At 64.4% G+C, this 17,619-nt stretch carries 14 protein-coding genes, 1 tRNA gene and 2 pseudogenes; 13 read left to right on the forward strand and 4 right to left on the reverse strand.

Going from position 1 to position 17,619, the window contains the following annotated elements; translation table 11 throughout:
• Positions 1-21 precede the first annotated feature (21 nt).
• Genes cobS through ABC969_RS08500 form a run of 3 tightly spaced genes read left to right on the forward strand, consistent with a single transcriptional unit; the run spans position 22 to position 3,126 of the window.
• Entirely contained in the window at positions 22-1,026 is a 1,005-nt protein-coding gene (gene cobS / locus ABC969_RS08490) for a cobaltochelatase subunit CobS (protein WP_345864240.1), read from the forward strand.
• Entirely contained in the window at positions 1,023-2,855 is a 1,833-nt protein-coding gene (gene cobT / locus ABC969_RS08495; RefSeq protein WP_345864241.1) for a cobaltochelatase subunit CobT, read from the forward strand. Before cobS ends, cobT begins: the two co-directional genes overlap by 4 nt.
• Positions 2,848-3,126, forward strand: a complete 279-nt coding sequence (locus ABC969_RS08500) for a ribbon-helix-helix domain-containing protein (RefSeq protein WP_345864243.1) — start codon at positions 2,848-2,850, stop codon at positions 3,124-3,126. Before cobT ends, ABC969_RS08500 begins: the two co-directional genes overlap by 8 nt.
• A gap of 3 nt (positions 3,127-3,129) precedes the next feature.
• On the opposite strand, the gene ABC969_RS08505 is transcribed toward ABC969_RS08500, so the two are convergent.
• Complete coding sequence (locus ABC969_RS08505; protein WP_345864244.1) at positions 3,130-7,761, reverse strand: NAD-glutamate dehydrogenase; 4,632 nt, start codon at positions 7,759-7,761, stop codon at positions 3,130-3,132.
• 82 nt (positions 7,762-7,843) lie between these two features.
• Complete coding sequence (locus ABC969_RS08510) at positions 7,844-9,088, reverse strand: PAS domain-containing protein (protein ID WP_345864245.1); 1,245 nt, start codon at positions 9,086-9,088, stop codon at positions 7,844-7,846.
• A gap of 172 nt (positions 9,089-9,260) precedes the next feature.
• Here ABC969_RS08510 and ABC969_RS08515 point away from each other — a divergent pair.
• From ABC969_RS08515 to ABC969_RS08525, 3 genes and pseudogenes are all read left to right on the forward strand, one after another.
• Positions 9,261-9,336, forward strand: a tRNA-Thr gene (locus ABC969_RS08515).
• A gap of 255 nt (positions 9,337-9,591) precedes the next feature.
• Positions 9,592-10,242, forward strand: a pseudogene (locus tag ABC969_RS08520) (TonB-dependent receptor domain-containing protein); the annotation flags it as partial.
• 243 nt (positions 10,243-10,485) lie between these two features.
• Complete coding sequence (locus ABC969_RS08525) at positions 10,486-11,319, forward strand: alpha/beta hydrolase (RefSeq protein ID WP_345864246.1); 834 nt, start codon at positions 10,486-10,488, stop codon at positions 11,317-11,319.
• A gap of 98 nt (positions 11,320-11,417) precedes the next feature.
• Here the strand turns inward: ABC969_RS08525 and ABC969_RS08530 are convergent.
• Positions 11,418-11,951 (reverse strand): annotated as a pseudogene (locus tag ABC969_RS08530) (FxDxF family PEP-CTERM protein); the annotation flags it as partial.
• Positions 11,952-12,251: 300 nt separating this feature from the next.
• On the opposite strand from ABC969_RS08530, the gene ABC969_RS08535 reads away from it, so the two are divergent.
• A complete protein-coding gene (locus ABC969_RS08535) occupies positions 12,252-12,452 on the forward strand; it encodes a hypothetical protein (protein WP_345864248.1) in 201 nt (66 codons plus the stop codon).
• Between the two features lie 66 nt (positions 12,453-12,518).
• On the opposite strand, the gene ABC969_RS08540 is transcribed toward ABC969_RS08535, so the two are convergent.
• Positions 12,519-13,277: an N-acyl amino acid synthase FeeM domain-containing protein gene (locus tag ABC969_RS08540; RefSeq protein WP_345864249.1), complete on the reverse strand. Its 759-nt coding sequence runs from the start codon at positions 13,275-13,277 to the stop codon at positions 12,519-12,521.
• 556 nt (positions 13,278-13,833) lie between these two features.
• Here ABC969_RS08540 and ABC969_RS08545 point away from each other — a divergent pair.
• The 6 genes from ABC969_RS08545 (at position 13,834) to ABC969_RS08570 (ending at position 17,617) form a co-directional block, all read left to right on the forward strand.
• Positions 13,834-14,598 carry an AfsR/SARP family transcriptional regulator gene (locus ABC969_RS08545; protein WP_345864250.1) on the forward strand — a complete coding sequence of 255 codons (765 nt, stop codon included), beginning with the start codon at positions 13,834-13,836 and terminating at the stop codon, positions 14,596-14,598.
• A 98-nt stretch (positions 14,599-14,696) separates the two neighbouring features.
• On the forward strand, positions 14,697-14,945 hold the full coding sequence (locus ABC969_RS08550) for a hypothetical protein (RefSeq protein WP_345864251.1): 249 nt from the start codon (positions 14,697-14,699) through the stop codon (positions 14,943-14,945).
• A gap of 11 nt (positions 14,946-14,956) precedes the next feature.
• Positions 14,957-15,952: a hypothetical protein gene (locus tag ABC969_RS08555; RefSeq protein ID WP_345864252.1), complete on the forward strand. Its 996-nt coding sequence runs from the start codon at positions 14,957-14,959 to the stop codon at positions 15,950-15,952.
• Complete coding sequence (locus ABC969_RS08560; protein WP_345864253.1) at positions 15,933-16,469, forward strand: hypothetical protein; 537 nt, start codon at positions 15,933-15,935, stop codon at positions 16,467-16,469. The genes ABC969_RS08555 and ABC969_RS08560 overlap by 20 nt, the downstream gene beginning before the upstream one ends.
• Entirely contained in the window at positions 16,450-17,100 is a 651-nt protein-coding gene (locus ABC969_RS08565) for a hypothetical protein (protein WP_345864254.1), read from the forward strand. Before ABC969_RS08560 ends, ABC969_RS08565 begins: the two co-directional genes overlap by 20 nt.
• A gap of 22 nt (positions 17,101-17,122) precedes the next feature.
• Positions 17,123-17,617: a hypothetical protein gene (locus ABC969_RS08570; protein ID WP_345864255.1), complete on the forward strand. Its 495-nt coding sequence runs from the start codon at positions 17,123-17,125 to the stop codon at positions 17,615-17,617.
• The last annotated feature ends 2 nt before the right edge of the window (positions 17,618-17,619 follow it).

Below are 17,619 nucleotides of genomic sequence, written 5' to 3' on the forward strand. Positions count from 1 at the left end.
GCCAGACACGAGGCGCACTTTATGACCGATATTCCGAACATCCAGCCCGACAGCCGCGAGACCACGATCCTCGATGCGCCTGACCGCATGGTCAAGGTGCGCGACATGTTCGGGATCGATTCGGATATGGAGGTGCCGGCGTTCAGCGAAGCTGACGAGCGCGTGCCCGATCTCGATCCGGCCTATGTGTTCGATGCCGATACCACGCTGGCGATCTGCGCCGGCTTCGCCTTCAACCGCCGCGTGATGGTGCAGGGCTATCACGGCACGGGCAAATCGACGCATATCGAGCAGGTCGCGGCGCGCCTCAAATGGCCGTGCATCCGCATCAATCTCGATGCGCATATCAGCCGCATCGATCTGGTCGGGCGTGATGCCATCGTGCTCAAGGATGGCAAGCAGATCACCGAATTCCGCGAAGGCCTGCTGCCCTGGGCGCTGCAGACGCCGACCGCCTTGGTGTTCGACGAATATGATGCCGGGCGCCCGGACGTGATGTTCGTTATACAGCGCGTGCTCGAAACCGAGGGCAAGCTGACGCTGCTCGATCAGAACCGCGTGATCCGCCCCAACCCCCATTTCCGCCTGTTCGCCACCGCCAACACGATCGGCCTGGGTGATACCAGCGGCCTCTATCACGGCACGCAGCAGATCAATCAGGGGCAGATGGACCGTTGGAACATCGTCGTCACGCTTAACTATCTGCCCGCCGCAGTCGAGGCGCAGATCGTGCTCGCCAAATCGGGCGAATATGACAAGCCCGAGGGCAAGGCGCAGGTCGATAACATGGTCCGCGTGGCGGATCTGACCCGCAAGGGCTTCATCAACGGCGACATCTCCACCGTCATGAGCCCGCGCACCGTGATCACCTGGGCGCAGAACACGCTGATCTTCAAGGATGTCGGCTTCGCGTTCCGCTTGTCCTTCCTCAACAAGTGCGATGAGGCGGAGCGCGGCCTGGTGGCGGAATATTACCAGCGCGTGTTCGGCAAGGATCTGCCCGAGAGCGTGGTGGGCAAGGCTTGACGACCGAGACGCCCCTCGATCGCTTCAAGGCCGTGCTGGGCGGCACGTCGCGCGCGCTGGCCGATGAGCCGGAGATCGAGCTGGCGTTCACCGCCGATGCGCCGGCCAGCTCGGGCAAGCATATCAAGGTGCCGATGCCGGCGCGGACCTTGCCGCCCGAACAGGTCGCGGAAGCGCGTGGTTTTGCCGATGGCTTTGCGCTGCGGCTGAAGCATCACGATGCCGCGTTGCACAGCCGTGGCGCACCCGGCGACGCGGTGGCGCGCGCGGTGTTCGATGCCGTCGAGGGCGCTCGTGTCGAGGCGCTGGGCTCGCGCGGCTATGCGGGGATTTCGGCCAATCTGGCGACGGCGCTCGATATGAAGCTGCGCGCCGACCCGATCACGCGCGCGCGCAATCGGGAAGAAGTGCCGCTATCCACCGCGCTTGGGCTGATGGTGCGCGAGCGGCTGACCGGGTTGCCGGCGCCGGCGGTGACCGCGCCGGGCATGGCGCTGGTGCGCGAGTGGATCGAGGGCAAGGCGGGCAAGGATCTCGATGCCTTGGCGTTGGCGATCGACGATCAGCGCGCCTTTGCAACGCTCACCACGCGGGTGCTGGAGGATCTCGAGCTGATCGAGGGGGATATGATCCCCGAGCATAGCGACGATGGGGGCGACGACGAAGAGGGCACCGAGGATCAGCAGTCCGATGAGGGCGACGATGGCGAGTCCGAAAGCGAAGAAGGGCAGGGCGAGGTCGAAGCGCGCGGCTCCGAACGCGATGCCGATAGCGAACAGGGCGAAGGCGGCGAGGAAGGCGAGCAGGAGTTCGACGATGCCGATGGCGAGCCGGGCGACGAGGGCGAGGACGGCATGTTGCCGGTGCGCCCCAATCGCCCGATGCAGGATTTCGCCGGGCAGTTCGATTACAAGGCGTGGACCACGTCCTACGACGAAGTGATCGCCGCGACCGAACTCTGCGACGCCGATGAACTGGCGCGCTTGCGCTCCTATCTCGATCAGCAATTGGTTCATCTGCAAGGCGCGGTGACCAAGCTGGCCAATCGGCTGCAGCGCCGGCTGATGGCGCAGCAGAGCCGCTCATGGGATTTCGATCAGGAAGAGGGCATGCTGGATGCGGCGCGGCTCGCCCGCGTGGTGGTCAATCCGATGCAGTCCTTGAGCTACAAGATCGAGCGCGAGACCGATTTCAAGGATACCGTCGTCACACTGCTGATCGACAATTCCGGATCGATGCGCGGCCGCCCGATCTCGATCGCGGCGATCAGCGCGGACATCCTGGCGCGCACGCTGGAGCGGTGCGGGGTCAAGACAGAGATTCTGGGCTTCACCACGCGCGCCTGGAAGGGCGGGCAGAGCCGCGAGACCTGGCTGGCGGCGGGCCGCCCGCCGCAGCCAGGGCGGCTCAACGACGTGCGCCACATCGTCTACAAGCGCGCCGACGAGCCGTGGCGCCGCGCCAAGCCCAATCTCGGGCTGATGATGCGCGAGGGGCTGCTGAAAGAGAATATCGATGGCGAGGCGCTGATCTGGGCGCATTCCCGGCTGATCGGGCGATCCGAGGATCGCAAGATCCTGATGGTCATTTCGGATGGCGCACCGGTCGATGATTCGACGCTGTCGGTCAATTCGGGCAGCTATCTCGAGCGCCATTTGCGCCAGGTGATCGGCTGGATCGAAGGCAAATCGCCGGTCGAGCTGGTGGCGATCGGCATTGGGCATGATGTGACGCGCTATTATAGCCGGGCGGTGACGATCATGGATGCCGAGCAATTGGGCGGCACGATCATCGAGCAGCTGGCGGCGTTGTTCGACAAGAATGATTGATCCGCCGCCGGGCGGGTTCGTCGGGCCGGTCAAGCGTTCGGTGACGATCGCCGGCCACCAGACCTCGATCAGTCTGGAGCCGCTGTTCTGGGCAGCGGTCGAGCAGGCGGCGGCAGCGCGGCAGTTACCGCTGAGCGCGCTGATCGCGGAAGTGGATGCGGTGCGCATCCTCGCCGACGATCCGCCGAACCTGGCGAGTGCGCTCAGGACGTGGGTGCTGGGCGAGGCTTCGTCCTTATTCCTCCCCCAGCGAAGCACGGGGAGGAATTAAGGACTATCGCCCCAGCAGCACCCGCGCCTGGCCCGCAATCTGCGCCAGCATCGCCGCATTCGGCGCCGCGGCATTGCGGGCCCGATCTACCACCGCCTTGAACTGCGCGACCCGATCGGCATTCTTGCTGAGCCAGCTTTCCACCAGCGCCTGCGGATCGCTTTCGCTGCGCCCCAGAAAGTCGAGCCGCAGCTGCTGGAAATCACGTGCCAGCCCGGCGATCAGCAGCCGTTCCCACGGATCGCTTGGGCTGATGCGCGCCGCATTGGCCTGCGCCCAATCCAGTCCCAGCGCCTGGCCGAGCCTGGTAAAGGCACGGGTCAGCACCAGTTCGTCGAGCTCCAGCCGCTGGCCCAGATCAGCCAGCCCGACGGCGCCGTCCATCTCGAACAGGCGCACCACCTTCTGCACCAATTTCTTCGGTGCGCCCGCCGTCTCCAGGCGCGTGGCGATGCGCGCGCTCTGCGCACTGGCTTCCTCGAGCAGCAGATGCTTGGTCTGCTTGTCGAGATTGGCAATGCCCGTGGCGATGCGGCTGAGCACCAGGCTGGGGCTGGCGCCGGGCGGGGTGATGCGGAGCAGATCGGCGATCTGCGCCCGGACGCCCACGGCGACCTCATCGAACAGCGCGATGCGGGCCGCTTCCGGCATCGCGGCCGTCTCGATCTCACGCCACAGCGCAGGCAGATCGAACAGCCGTTCGGCGACGACGAACAACGCCGCGATGTCCGACATCGCAGCACCTTCCTCCTCGGCCAATTCAAACGGATAAAGCACGCCCATACGGTTGACGATGCGGTTGGCCAGCTTGGTGGCGACGATCTCGCCGCGCAGACGATGCTCGTCGATCGCTTGGGCGAATTTCTTCTGCATTGCCTTGGGGAAGGCGGCGTGCAGATCGCCGTTCAGCTCGGGATCGAGCGCCAGATCGCTATGTTCGATCGCATCCTGCAGCGCGAGCTTGGCGGTGGCGAGCAGCACCGCCAGTTCGGGGCGGGTGAGCCCGCGCAGTTCCTGCACGCGGCGCAGCAGATCGTCGTTGCTGCCCAGCCCTTCCACCGCGCGGTCGAGCCGGCCTGTGCTCTCGAAAATCTCGATCACGCGCACATAGCTGGGCAGCGCTTGCGAACCGTCATTCTCGGCTACCGACAGCGCCAGCGTCTGCAGCCGGTTATCCTCCAGCACGAGATGCGCGACGTCCTCCGTCATGCTGGCGAGGAAGCTGTTGCGCTTCTCGTACGACAGGCGGCCCTCGATCATCTCGCGGTTGAGCGCGATCTTGATATTGACCTCGTTATCCGAGCAATCGACGCCGGCCGAATTGTCGATAAAATCGGTGTTGATGCGCCCGCCTCCCAGGCCATTGGCACGGGCCGAGAAGGCAATCCGTGCTGCTTGGGTGACGCCCAGATTGGCGCCCTCGCCGATGGCAATGGCGCGCAGATCCTCGGCATCCACGCGGAGGCGATCATTGGCCGGGTCGCCGACCGAAATATTGTTCTCCGCCCGCGCCTTCACATACGTGCCGATGCCGCCGAACCAGATCAGGTCGACGGGCGCTTTGAGGATTGCCGAAATCAGCGCCGTCGGCTCCATCTCCTCGGCGGTGATGCCGAGGGCCGACCGGATCTGCTTGCTCAGCTTGATCGTCTTGTCGGTGCGCGGAAACACGCCGCCGCCCTTGGAGATCAGCTTGGCATCATAATCCGCCCAGCTCGATCGCGGCAGCGCGAACATGCGGTTGCGCTCCTCCCAGCTCGCGGCCGGATCGGGATCGGGATCGAGGAAGATATGGCGGTGATCATAGGCCGCGACGATCTTGAGCGTCTTGGACAGGAGCATGCCGTTGCCGAACACGTCCCCAGACATATCCCCACAGCCGACCACGCGGATGGGCTGGGTTTGCACATCGACACCGCGCTCGGCGAAGTGGCGCTGGACCGAAAGCCACGCGCCCTTGGCGGTGATGCCCATCGCCTTGTGATCATAGCCGACCGATCCGCCGCTGGCGAACGCGTCGCCAAGCCAGAAATCCTGCTCCAGCGCGATCGCATTGGCGACGTCGCTGAACGTCGCCGTGCCCTTGTCGGCCGCGACAACGAAATAGGGATCGTCGCCATCGAGGATGGCCACGCCCTCAGGGTGGATGACCTTGTTTTCGACGATGTTGTCGGTGATCGACAGCAAGGCGCGGATGAACACGCGGTAGCTTTCGGTGCCTTCGGCTAGCCAGGCGTCGCGGTTGGACGACGGCGGCAGTTGCTTCGGGTAAAAGCCGCCTTTGGCCCCGGTCGGTACGATGACCGCGTTTTTTACGCGCTGCGCCTTCATCAGGCCGAGTATCTCGGTACGGAAATCGTCGCGCCGATCGGACCAGCGCAGGCCGCCGCGCGCGACCGGGCCGGCGCGCAGATGGATACCCTCGACGCGGGGTGAATAGACCCAGATCTCCCGCCACGGCACGGGGGCGGGGAGGCCGGGGATCAGCTGGCTGTCGAGCTTGAACGCCAATGCCGTCTGCCCCGCCGGGGCAAAGGCGTTGGTGCGGAGCGTCGCGGCGATCACGCTGCGCAGCGCGCGCAGGATGCGATCGTCGTCGATCGCCGAGACGGCATCGAGCCCGCGTTCGATCGCTGCATCAGTGGCAGCGATGCTGCTGGCATCCCGTGCCGGATCATGCGCCGCCGCAAATCGATCAATCAACGTCTTGGCCACCGTCGGCGCACGGCGCAGCGCATCCACCACCGTGGCCAGGCCGTAGGTCAGCCCGGCCTGGCGCAGATAGCGGAACCAGGCACGGAACAGCACGACCGAGGCGGGCGCCATATCGGCATCGACGATCAGCCGGTTGAAGGCGTCATTCTCGGCCCGGCCTTCGAGCACCGCGGCGATGGCATTTTCCAGCACGATGGCGTCGCCGGAGAATTTGCGCGCGGCCTCGACATAGAATTCATGCACGAAGCCCTTGGCCTCGTCGGTCAGCGCGTGCGGCAGTTCGGCGATCACGCGGAAGCCGAAATTCTCCAGCACCGGCACCGCATCGGACAAGGCCAAGGCGCCGCCCTGACGGTAGATCTTGAGCCAGACAGCGCCGTCGGCGTCGTGATACAGCCGCACATCGCGGTCGCCTGGATGTTCCAGCCGCGCGAGCCGGATGACATCGCGCGCGGCCTCATCGGCGCTTGCGTGATTACGATAATGTTGCGGAAAAGTGCCGGCATAGCGCAAGGCGAGCCGCGCGGCGCGCGCGGGATCGACCATCTCGCCCAACGCGGCCTCCACCGCCGGAATCCAGCCGCGCACCATGCGCGCAAGGCGCAGGTCGAGCGGTGCAGCCGCCGGCATATGCCCGTCGCCGCGAAGATCGAACGTATAGCGGATCAACGCGACGCCGCCGTCTTCAAGCGACAGGCTCCAGTTGAGCAGCCCGCCATTGCAGGCATCCGACAACATGTCGCCGATCGCCACGCGGCGCGCGGTGCTGAGATCGTCGCGCGGCAGCCACACGAAGGCGAACATGTGCCGCCCCAGCGTGGAGCGGACCAACACCAGCTTGGGCCGCGGGCGATCGGCCAGCGACATGGCGGTCAGCGCGAGATGCTCGAGCGCGTCCGCGTCGAACGCCGTGACCACATCGTGCGGCAATGCGGCCAAGGCGTGCGTCAGCGCCTTGCCCGTATGGCCCTTGGGATCGAAGCCGAATTTTTCCTCAAGCGCGGCAAGCCGCGTGCGCAGCACCGGCACGTCCTGCGGCGCGGCGGCCAAAGCGGCGCTGGTCCACAACCCGGCATGGATCGACAGTCCCGCGACGTTGCTGCCGTGCATCACCGGCACCAGCACCAGATCGAGCGGGACATGGCGATGCACGCCCGAGATCAGGCTCGATTTGAGCAGCAAAGGCGCCTCGCCGCCCTCCGCAAAATGCGCGACAGCGAGATCGCGCGACGCTTCGGCGAGCATCGGTATCTTGTGCGGATTGCGGGCAATGCCGGCCCGCGCAGCGCTTTTGCCGGCGATCCACGTTTCATGCCCGAGCAGCGTGAAATGCTCGTCGAGCAGCCAGCGCAGCAAAGCGGCGCCTTCGCCATCGTTATCGTGATGGCTGCTGGCGAGCAGGGTATCGGCATCCTGCGCCAGCGCCTCCTGCAGCGCGGGCCAATCCGCCACCGCGACGCGCACATCCGCGAGATTGGCGGTCAGCTCGGCAAGCAAATCGCGGCGTTCGCGCGCATCGGCGCGCTCCAGCTCGATATAGATCATCGATTCAGGCTGGCCGGTATCGCCGACCGCGGTCAGCGCGCCGCTGTCGTCACGCGTTACGCGCAGTACCGGATGGATGATGCGATCGATGCCGATGCCGTGCGCGCTGATCGTGGAGGCGATCGAATCGACCAGAAAGGGCATATCGTCGTTGATGATGGCCAGCCGCATGCGCCGCCTGGGATCGGTGCCTGAAATCGGCTCCAGTTCCAGCGCCGGCGCGCCGGGCGTGCGGCATTCCGCCGTGGCAGCGACGAAGGCCGCTGCGGCGTGCCGCTCCTCCGTGCCGAAGTCCTGCAATTCCCCTGGAAGAGCGCCCTTGGTCAATCGGGCAGCAAGCGCGTCCGACAGCGAATTCAACGTGGTCTTGGCCATGGTCGAGACCTATGCGCCTGCCGCTTTTCCAGCTCAACCCCTGGCGAGTGCGCAATTCTGCGCATCCGGCAGGGGAGGACGATCACAGCGCGGCGCGCACGACCTGATCGACCAGCGCCACCGAGTCGAGCGTCGCCACCACATCGAGCGCTTCAGCGTCGCGCGCGCGCGCCAGCAACACGACATAGTCGCCCGCAGCGGTGCCGCTCGGCGCCGCGAGCCGCGCCAGGCTGGGTCGGTCATCGAGCACCGCGCGCTGATCCTCATCCAGCGTGTTCCCGTGGCGGAGCGCGCGTTCCGCGGTGACCACGCCGTCTATCCCGCCTTCGAACGCATCGAGGAAGTCGGCTACCGCATCGGGCGCAACGTTCAGCCGGCGGGCGTGGCTGAGCACGGTGGCGTATTCGGCCAGCCGCGCGGGCGGCGCGTCTGCCCCGAACACCAGCTTGGCGATCGACAGCATCGGCGCGCGCAGATGCAGCGTGATGCCGGCCTGATCGAGCAGTGCTTCATAGTGTTGCGGGTCTTGGTCGGCTGCCGCGGCAAAGGCATAGGCGCGTTCGATCGCCCGATGCAGCGCGGCGCGGCCACGCGCGTCGGCGGCGCGCCCGGCAGCGGCCGATGCGCGCGCGCTGGTCATCTGATGAGTCAGGTCGACGCCTGGCGTCGGTGATGTGACCGGGGCATCGCTGCGCTGGGCGCTCGGGCCATCTGCCCAGGCCGGCACCGCCGCGGGGGGCGCGGCGCGCGGCGCGGCGCGCAGCGATTGCGCGACCTCGGCCTCGAGCATGGTCTGCGCATCGGGTGTGACCATTTCCTTCCAGTTGATCACGCCAAAGATGAAATCGATCGACTCGCCATCGGACGAAAACGGCATCAGAATGCCACGATACATCATGTGAAAACCGCGCGAGCCGACGAATTCGGCTTCGAACCCGATCGGCGCGCGATTGGCGATGATCTGCTGATAGCGATCGGTGAGCCGCGACAGCAGCGATCGGCTCGGCACTTGCGAGATCTGCGCCACAGACGAATCGAGGCTGCACTCGTCGCGCAGCGCGCGACCGAGATAGGCGATCGCCGGATCCTCCGCGCCGCGCGAGAAATCCAGCAACACGCTGTGCGGGCCGAAATCGGCGATATTGGCGGGATCAAGATCGGCGATCGACGGAAACGACCGCGCCTGCAGCAGCGAGACCCAGTGATTATAGGCGCGCACATGCATGCGGCGTTCATCGCTGCCGATGGCGATGGCCGGCACGTCCCCGGTGACCTGGGGGGCGTCCTCGCGCTCGCGCGGGTCGTCGATCCCGAGAACAGTTTCCATCGCGCAAGCACCTCCAGGGGGACCGATGGCCGATCCGTCGGTGCGGCCCTTGTGCACCACGCGTGGTAAACGATGGGTAAAGCGGTGTGCATGCGCGATACGCTTGCCAGCCCGAAAAGGATTTGCTACCCGCGCCGCCTTGCTAAGGTCGATCGACGTTCCTTGGCACTATGCCGCTTTAGCTCAGTTGGTAGAGCATCGCATTCGTAATGCGGGGGTCACAGGTTCGAGTCCTGTAAGCGGCACCATCCCTTTAAGAAGGGAAATCCGAAACTTACGGCTGGAAGTTCATAAAGTAGGGTGCGCGTTTGGGTCCTGCTTGGGACGCTTTGGGTAGGAAGCGGGCTCGGTCCAAGCCGACTTATACGGTGGGGACGGCAGCTGGTAACGCGACGCTGCAGCCAACAAGCAAAAAGGCATAGCTTAGGGCTGGTCTCGAACGGGCCGGCCCGGTAGGGGCCACCGCAGTTCCACCGTGAAATCCATTGGCTTGATGGATTGGAGTGGATAGGCTCCCGGTATCGGTGACCACGTCGGGCACCTATGCCTCGACCGGGCTGCCGACGTCGATCATCCCGCCGAGCTCGCCCGCAGCGTCGAACCCCGAAGGCCAGCTGTGGCAGATCAGCTCGATCACCAACGGCACGGGCGCGTCGCTGAAAGGCATGGAGATATCGTTCCAGACTGCCTTTCGCTTCCTGCCGGGCTTTCTGCGAAACTTCGGCTTGATCACCAACGCGACCTTCATTGGATCGGACGCGGCCTACACGCAGAGCGGCCCGGCGATCGTCCCCGGCGGCGCGCTGATCCCGGTGACCCGCACCGAAACGCTCTACGGGCTGTCGAAGCGCGCGTATAACGGCACGCTTTATTACGAGGACGCCAGGTTTAGTGCCCGTGGCTCGGTCAGCTATCGTGGCCCTTACATCGACGGCGGCTCAGGCACCGGCAACATCTTCGAGGGCTATAACTCCTCGCTCAACGTCGATGCGTCGCTCCGCTACAAATTGACGCCGAACTTTGAAGTCTCGCTGGAAGGCACGAACCTCACCGACGATTATCGCGATCGCTACACCGATCTCGATGCCAAGCGGAATTATGAATATAACCACTTTGGCCGTACCATCCTGATCGGGGCGCGCTTCAAGATGTGATCGCTGCGGTGTGATCGCTTCCCCGCTCGGCGCGCCTGTCTTCGGACAGGCGCTTTTGAAAGGCGCCGACAGCTCCATGCCCTTGATCGATCGCCGACAGGCCCTGATCGAAACGCTCGCCGCCGGACTGGGCGGACGCCTGTCGGCGCAGACCGCGCCCCCGGTAACGGGGGGGGGGCGTTGGTCGCTGGGCTTCCCGAACCATATGAGACGATCGACCTGTGGCCGTTCGGGGCAGCCGGCATGCCCGCGACCCCGCCCGTCGAAACCGTCGAAGACCGCAGCAAGGATAACCAGGTCAGCGACCGTGCCGTGTACGGTATCACGCGCCCCCGCCTGGTCGTCTTCCGGCCCGATACACCCAACGGCTCCGCGGTGCTGGTCACCCCGGGGGGCGGCTATCGCTGGGTGGTCGTCGACAAGGAAGGCTATGAAATGGGTCGCTGGCTCGCGGCGCGGGGCTACACCGTCTTCGTGCTGTTCTACCGGCTGCCGGGCGAGGGCTGGGCGGCCGGGCCAGACGTCGCCTTGGCCGACGCGCAGCGCGCGGTCCGCGTGATTCGAGCGCGTGCCCAGCATTATGGCATCCTGCCCGGGCGTGTCGCGGCGATGGGGTTTTCGGCGGGTGGCCATGTCTGTGGCGATCTCGCGACGCGGTTCGCGAAGTCGACCTATAACGCAGTTGATGCGGCGGATCGCTTGTCGCCCCGACCCGATATTGCCGCCCCGATTTACGCCGTCCAGTCGATGACGCTCCCGCTGGCGCACAAGGGATCACGCAACCTGCTGATCGGGCCGGATGCATCGCCCGCGCTCGAACGGGCGCACACGCCGGCGGGTAACGTCACGCGGGAGACGCCACCTTGCTTTCTGGTTCATGCCGAGGATGACGATATTGTACCCGTCGACAACAGCGTGGCTATGCGTGCCGCGCTGCGAGCGGCGGGCGTGGCGGTGGAGACGCATCTGTTCACGCAGGGCGGCCATGGTTTCGGGCTGCGCCGCGCGGCGGGCAAGCCGGTGGCGGCATGGCCCGATCTGTTCTACCGCTGGGCGCAGTCGCGGGGCTTAGGCTGATCCGCGTTAATCGCCGGGACTTGTTCGTCGGCTCAACAGCATATGACAAAGCCGCCGGTCTCTCGACCGGCGGCTTGTCGAACTCGTAGATCCTCGGCTTATGCCGCGGAAGTAGCGAAGCTGACCTCGGATTTGCGCACGCGGCGGCGCATCACGCCACCAACAAGGCCAAAGCCGAACAGCATCATTGCCCAAGTCGCGGTCTCAGGAACTGCGGTCACCGCTGGTTCGAACGTCAGGTTGCCGCCGTAGGAGCCGTTGCCACGTGACGTCCCCGTGATCGTCAGCGTGTTTGTTGCAGCAAACGAGATCGGAACACCGGTGATGCTGAAGAATTCGACCAGAGCGTTCGGGCCCGCGATCTTCGTTGCCGCCAGGCCATTGATCACGACCGACACGATATCGACATCGGTAACGCTGCGGAAGATCGACGTGCTCGTCGACAGCGAGCCGCTGCCGATGCCGGTCTGATCGAGTTTGAAGATGAAATTGTCGGTGAACGAACCGGCGGCAATCCCCTGGTTGCCGATCGAGGCGGACACGGTACCGTTGGTAATTTCGCCGAAAACCTGGAACTGTGGCGTTCCGGGCGTGAAATCGGCCGCGTTGGCGACTGGCGACACGCATATGGCTGCGGCGAATGCTGCAGCACCTAACAAAGTATTTTTCATAGAGTTTCCCTGACTATTTCGACGATTCGCACACCCACTCGTGGGATGTACTTAATCCATTGTTAATATATTGCAAAGCGATTCGGCGCCCATATTCCACTTAAATATCGGTGCGGGCGAGGTGTCTCAAAGCCGGACAGCGCGGTTGGCGCGCGCGCCGTTTCACGGCTGCCATCGGGCGTCCGCGGGCGTGGTGCGCTCACGCTCGAGGGGGGCGTGGATCGGCTGGAACAATAAACTCAGCAGGGATGTTGATTGCGAATGTTAAAAGATCCAATTCTCGATTCGCTGATTGATAGCTTTGAAACAGGGCGGACCGCCGGGATGACGCTGGCCCGTTTCGCCCACGGCGTTACACTGATCATCGGCAGGGGGGCGGGCAATCAGTTCTGGTCAGACGGGTTTGAAGAAGGCGGTGTTGACGACACGATCGATGTCATTGAACACCGCTTGGTGCATTGAGATCTTCTGCCCAGACGTTTAATAGATTAATTAGTATAAATATAAACAATTTGGCCGATCCAGTCGTCAGGCCGTTACGCGCAGATCCATATTGCCAACCACGTCGTTCGAGCGGAAGTAGGGATATAGTGATCTGCTGCGGCGGTTCTCTCCACAGCCCTGTCGTCCGTCCAGCGCCGCATGTATCTTTTTAATCTCCAGTCTGAGCAGCTGCGCCGGTGCTGCCACGCTGGCATTCGTCTTGAGCGTACCCACTCGCTCAAATCCGAGCATCACTTCGTAAAAACGCGTGTGGCGCGGGTTCACTTCGATGAACAGATCGGTGCAATCATGCCGCCGCTGCCCGTAGATGAAGATCACGTGGAACATCGCGGCCAGCAGCGGTTTCGACGGCGCCTCCGTATCGAACGCCAGCTTGGTCAGTTCGCAGACCTTTGCGCCTGGCACCTGCCTGAACGCATCGATCTCCGCGCGAAAAATAGTATCCGCCGCCAGGCCCGCGGCCGAATCGATGGCAAGAGTGATGGTGCCAATGGTCCTCGTCGCCGTGCGTGCGGTAAAGGTGGTATGTAGGGACGTCTGCGGGATGCTATGATTGCCGCCATATCCGCGCCGGGCATACATGTGGTTGACCAGCTCCGTGGCCGAGTTCCGCTGATCGCTGCTTTCTGCCAGGCAGACAAATATCGCTTCCGGATTGCTGCCGCCGGTCGAGCAAGGCAGCTGCACTGTAGTGGACGACCGAAAAATATCGTGGGGATCATCTTGCGTCATGCGCGAATAATGCACTTCAGCCTCGGTACGGATTGGATCGTGAAGCGCCATCCTTCTGTAAACTCCAATGAACGTGCTTGGTTGTTGGGTTGCGGCCGAGTTTAGGGAAGCTTTATTGACGGCCATCGCGGGGGGCGATGAGCGTGGTGATGGCGGATCGTGGCCGCGGCGCCGCCTGTAGCCGCTGCGGGAGGTTAGAAAAGTGCCGCTGCGGCCGCTTTCGATAGAGCGCGTCTAATGTGCGGTAAGTCGTGCGCCGGCCGTGCAACCGGCGCAGGCGGGTCACGCCAGAACGGTGACGCGTGATTACGATGCCGCCGCCAGCCGGTCCGGCACCGCCAGGACCGGCAATCGTAAGACCAAATACGCTGTTGGCAGTATAGCGCGTGATATCTTGCCATAACTTTTAATGAGCCGAAGATGTCGCGTCCGCGGCACGAGTCGCAGAGCAATCACGATTCGGTAAATAACGCCGACAAACTATGCATCCGCCTAGATAAATAATCAGGAGGGAGCCGTGCCTCACTGGCGTCTATCAGTCCTTGGCGGGACGCAGGCCAATCAGGTTGGTGCTGGCGCCGTCGCCTTGTCTTCCAGTTGCTGGTCTTTGATTGGTTTTTTAACCACGCGGCCGCGGCTGGAGGCGCCGCGCGAGACGATCGCCAATGCGCTCTGGCCGGGGCGCGACGAGGACTCCGCCCGGCACTGCCTGGCGACGACCTTGTGGCGTGCCAAGTCGGTGCTGGACGCTGATGCTTTCATAACCACTAATGCGGAGCTGATCGCGCTCCGTATAAAGGGATCCTGCTGGATCGATGCGTTGGCCTTCGATCGGCGTGTCCGCACGGCGCTCAGGGCGCGCACCATGCGTCATGAGCAACACTTGCGCCTGAAATTGGCGCGCGCGCTGGATGATTATGGCGGCGATTTCCTGCCCCTGGTCGATTCCGAATGGGCCTTGTACGAGCGGGAGCGGCTCCATTGTCTCCGGCTTGACGGCCTTTATGCGCTCGCCATGATGAGTGCCCATAGCAACGATTGGGCCAGAGCAATGGGCACCGCCCGGACGCTCTGCGCGCTGGAACCGTTGCGCGAAGATGCGCACCGCCTTCTGATGACTGCTTATGCGCAGACCGGCAATCGCGCGCTCGCGCTGAAGCAATTCCGCACCTGCGCCGCGGTGTTGCAGGCGGAGCTGGCCGTCGATCCGATGGAAGAAACCGCCCATCTGTATCGCCAGATTCTCGGTCATCGCGCGGCCGGCCCGGCGGTACCAGCGCGCCCCGCCGGTCGCGTTGCGTTGGTCTCTGCGCGGGATGCGGTGCGCGATGCGCTGGGCATGATCGAAAAGGCTTTGGCGGATCATCCATAGCGCCGGTGTTGCGGGCGTGATCCTGCCGTGATCGGCCAGTGATCGTCGCGGTGCATGGATCATGACGAATCGGGATTTTGAGTCCCTGGATAAATCTAATGCACGGAGCGGATGATGCAGGCTCGTCAGCCCAGCGCGAATACACGCTCGCCGGCACGGCCGTCACGTTGGTCGTGCGCGCCTGGCTCGAGCCGGTGGGCGGCGCGCCACCCATTTTGCGCGGCACGGTCGCCCAGCTTGGCGGCGTCATGCTCGGCGCGTTCAGCTCGATCGAGGCCCTGGCGGCACTGGTCGTGCGACAGCTCGATGCCCCGCAGCCCGAAGAATTTCCCCACTCGTCGCAATGAGGAACTGTATCATGGCCGATGATTTCCCCCTGCTGCGCGCCAGTTTGGGCGCAGAATATGCCCATGCCGAAGCCGATCAGCTGGAAGCGATCGTCCAGCAAATCTATGGCCCGGAAGCCACGGCGGAGGACGTCGAATCGCTCTTTGGCGATATTGGGCGCGGGCTGAAACACGCGGCGGGCGCTGTCGGCCAGTTCGCCCAGAAGGCGGCGCCCGTGGTGGCCAAGGCGGTTCCCGGCATGATCCAGGGCGCCAGCGCCGGCGCGGCGCTGGGGCCGTGGGGGGCATTGGCGGGGGGCATTGCGGGTGGTGCCGGCAGCATATTGTCGCAATCCGGCAATCCAACCGCCCGCGCCGTCGGCGGCGGGATCGGCACCGTCAGCAATCTGGTGTCGACGGTCCGTGGCGGTGGCCCGGCCGGCGCGCTTGGCGCGCTTGGTGCGATAACCGGTGGCAAAGCCGGCGGTCGCAACCCGCTGGCCATGCTGGGCGGCGGCGGCGGTGCCAATGCCTTGCTGGGATTGCTGATGCGGCCCGAAACGCTGCAGGCGCTTTCCGCCAGCGCGATGGGTGGTTTTGGCCGACCGACGGTTCCGGTCGGCGCGCAGCAGGTGCCGGTCAACATGTTGATGAGCGCCCTCGGCACGCTGGCCAATCGTACCGCGCACGAAGCCGCCGAATATTATCAAGGGGCAGAATCCCTGCCCGGATTCATGGAAGATGCCGGCGAAGCGCTTGGCCTCGATGTCGAGGATGCCGAGGGGCGGGCGGATACGCTGCTGACGCTGCTGGCGCTGTCGCCCTCGATCTGGGGCGCGCAGGCGCAGCGGCCCGTGAACGTCACCGTCACGCCACCAGCCGAACCGGCATACCGGCCAGCGCCGCCGCTGGTGACGGCGGGCGAGGACGTGTGGGAATCCGATACCGGCGAAGATTACGAAACCAGCGATGAGGCATGGCCCAATTACGACGAGGCCGAGCGCGAGGATGATCCGCTTTATGTCTGATACCGTCATCGATCCGCCCGAAGGCGCGGCGCCCGATCCCGCGTTGTTGGCCAGTCAGATGATGGCCGATCTGCAGGCGAGCAACCCACAACTGGCGATGATCGCGCAGATGATGCAGGCCCGCGCGATCGTGCCCTCGCCCGTCTCGGAAGATCTGGGCGAGCATGTGGTCGAACTCGCTGATCGGCTTGCCGAGGCGCATCGCCGGATCGACGCGATGAAGAAGTCGGCGCGCCGGCTCTATCAATCGCATCATGAGGCGCAAGCCAGGCTGGCTGATCTTGCCGCTGCGCTCGGTGCGTGCGGCCTGTGCTGGGGGGAGGACGACCGCTGCCCGAGTTGTCGTGGCCGCGGGCGACCGGGAATGGTCCGGCCCGATCCCGAATTGCGCGCAACTTTGCTCGGTCCACTCCAGTCCCACGCGTCTCAAGCCCGGACATCGCCGTCGCGACAGGCGGCGCAGCAAGACACCACCCAGAGAGACATGAAAGGAACGAATGATGTTCAACACGTATGAAGATTACGGCGAACTGCTCGAAGCCGTTGAAGCCGTCGAGGATGTCGAAGACACCGAAGACTATGAGGATTACGAGTCCGCCCGCCGTGGTCGCGGGGCGCGTCCGATAGCCAACCGGTTTGGTAAAGTGGCCACCGCGCCAAAGGGCAATCCGGTCCCGAAAAAGGTTGCGGATGGCTATGCCACCAAGGCCGATCTTCATGTGACAGCCCAGCGGCTCGATGCGCGGATCGCCACAAATTCAAAGGCCGTGACCACGCTCGACACGCGGACGCGCTCGATCGAGAACGAAACGAACAAATTGCGGGTCGAATTCCGGCGTGAACTCGCCGAACGCAAGGCGGTGACCGAAGCGTTGAAACGCAGTCTCGACGAACAGCGGCAGCTCGCGGTCATGCTTCCGTTGCTGAGCACGCAAGAGACGACCGATGCGCTGGGCGTGCCGAATGTCGTCGTCGACAATGGCGATCAGATGTCGAAGCTGTTGCCCATCCTCCTGCTATCCGGCGGCCTGGGCGGAAATAACGCGGCTGCGGCAACGCCGGGCGCCAGTCCGGGAATGTTCGGGGGCAATGATAACGGCATGGCGACGCTGGCCATCATGATGGCGCTGACCAGCGGCAAAAAATGACGACCTATTTGGGAGAGAGACCATGACCGGGATTTCAGGACAGGGCGTCGTATTGGGCATCGCAATGGCCCGGGGCGCGGGCGTTCCCAAGGCAGCAACACGCGCCGGGCTGATGATGGGGCTGGGCGGTGTCACCCCCATCGGCGCGGTGCTGGCCACGAACACGATCCGCGCCGCCAAAAGAGCGCAAGCCGACAAGGATGGCGATGGCAAGGATTCTGATGACAAGGGTAACAACGGCACCATAACCGGCGCGCTTCCGCCGCCGGCCAATGGCCAGGCAAGTCGGGCAAGCGCCAATCCCGGCTCGCTGCCGGTGGCGACGACCAAGGATGTCCAGGCTGCCGTGGCGCCGCTGAAATCTCAGCTGGAACGGGATTCGGCGGCGCTGACCAAAGCGATCAATGACCTCGCCGCGCAGGACAAGGTGCAAGTGGCGTCGCTCAACCAGTCGATCCACAATTTGAGCCAGTCGGTCGAACGGCTCGTCAAGAACCAGCCTAAAGAGCGCGCATAGGA

The sequence above is a fragment of the Sphingomonas qilianensis genome, assembly GCF_039614825.1.
GTDB lineage: Bacteria > Pseudomonadota > Alphaproteobacteria > Sphingomonadales > Sphingomonadaceae > Sphingomonas > Sphingomonas qilianensis.

Excerpts from the sequence above, each read along its gene's own strand:
- cobS (WP_345864240.1), top strand. The coding sequence starts at position 22 with ATGACCGATATTCCGAACATCCAGCCCGACAGCCGCGAGACCACGATC.
- ABC969_RS08500 (WP_345864243.1), top strand. The coding sequence starts at position 2,848 with ATGATTGATCCGCCGCCGGGCGGGTTCGTCGGGCCGGTCAAGCGTTCG.
- ABC969_RS08505 (WP_345864244.1), bottom strand. The coding sequence starts at position 7,761 with ATGGCCAAGACCACGTTGAATTCGCTGTCGGACGCGCTTGCTGCCCGA.
- ABC969_RS08510 (WP_345864245.1), bottom strand. The coding sequence starts at position 9,088 with ATGGAAACTGTTCTCGGGATCGACGACCCGCGCGAGCGCGAGGACGCC.
- ABC969_RS08525 (WP_345864246.1), top strand. The coding sequence starts at position 10,486 with ATGCCCGCGACCCCGCCCGTCGAAACCGTCGAAGACCGCAGCAAGGAT.
- ABC969_RS08535 (WP_345864248.1), top strand. The coding sequence starts at position 12,252 with ATGTTAAAAGATCCAATTCTCGATTCGCTGATTGATAGCTTTGAAACA.
- ABC969_RS08540 (WP_345864249.1), bottom strand. The coding sequence starts at position 13,277 with ATGGCGCTTCACGATCCAATCCGTACCGAGGCTGAAGTGCATTATTCG.
- ABC969_RS08550 (WP_345864251.1), top strand. The coding sequence starts at position 14,697 with ATGCACGGAGCGGATGATGCAGGCTCGTCAGCCCAGCGCGAATACACG.
- ABC969_RS08555 (WP_345864252.1), top strand. The coding sequence starts at position 14,957 with ATGGCCGATGATTTCCCCCTGCTGCGCGCCAGTTTGGGCGCAGAATAT.
- ABC969_RS08560 (WP_345864253.1), top strand. The coding sequence starts at position 15,933 with ATGATCCGCTTTATGTCTGATACCGTCATCGATCCGCCCGAAGGCGCG.
- ABC969_RS08565 (WP_345864254.1), top strand. The coding sequence starts at position 16,450 with ATGATGTTCAACACGTATGAAGATTACGGCGAACTGCTCGAAGCCGTT.
- ABC969_RS08570 (WP_345864255.1), top strand. The coding sequence starts at position 17,123 with ATGACCGGGATTTCAGGACAGGGCGTCGTATTGGGCATCGCAATGGCC.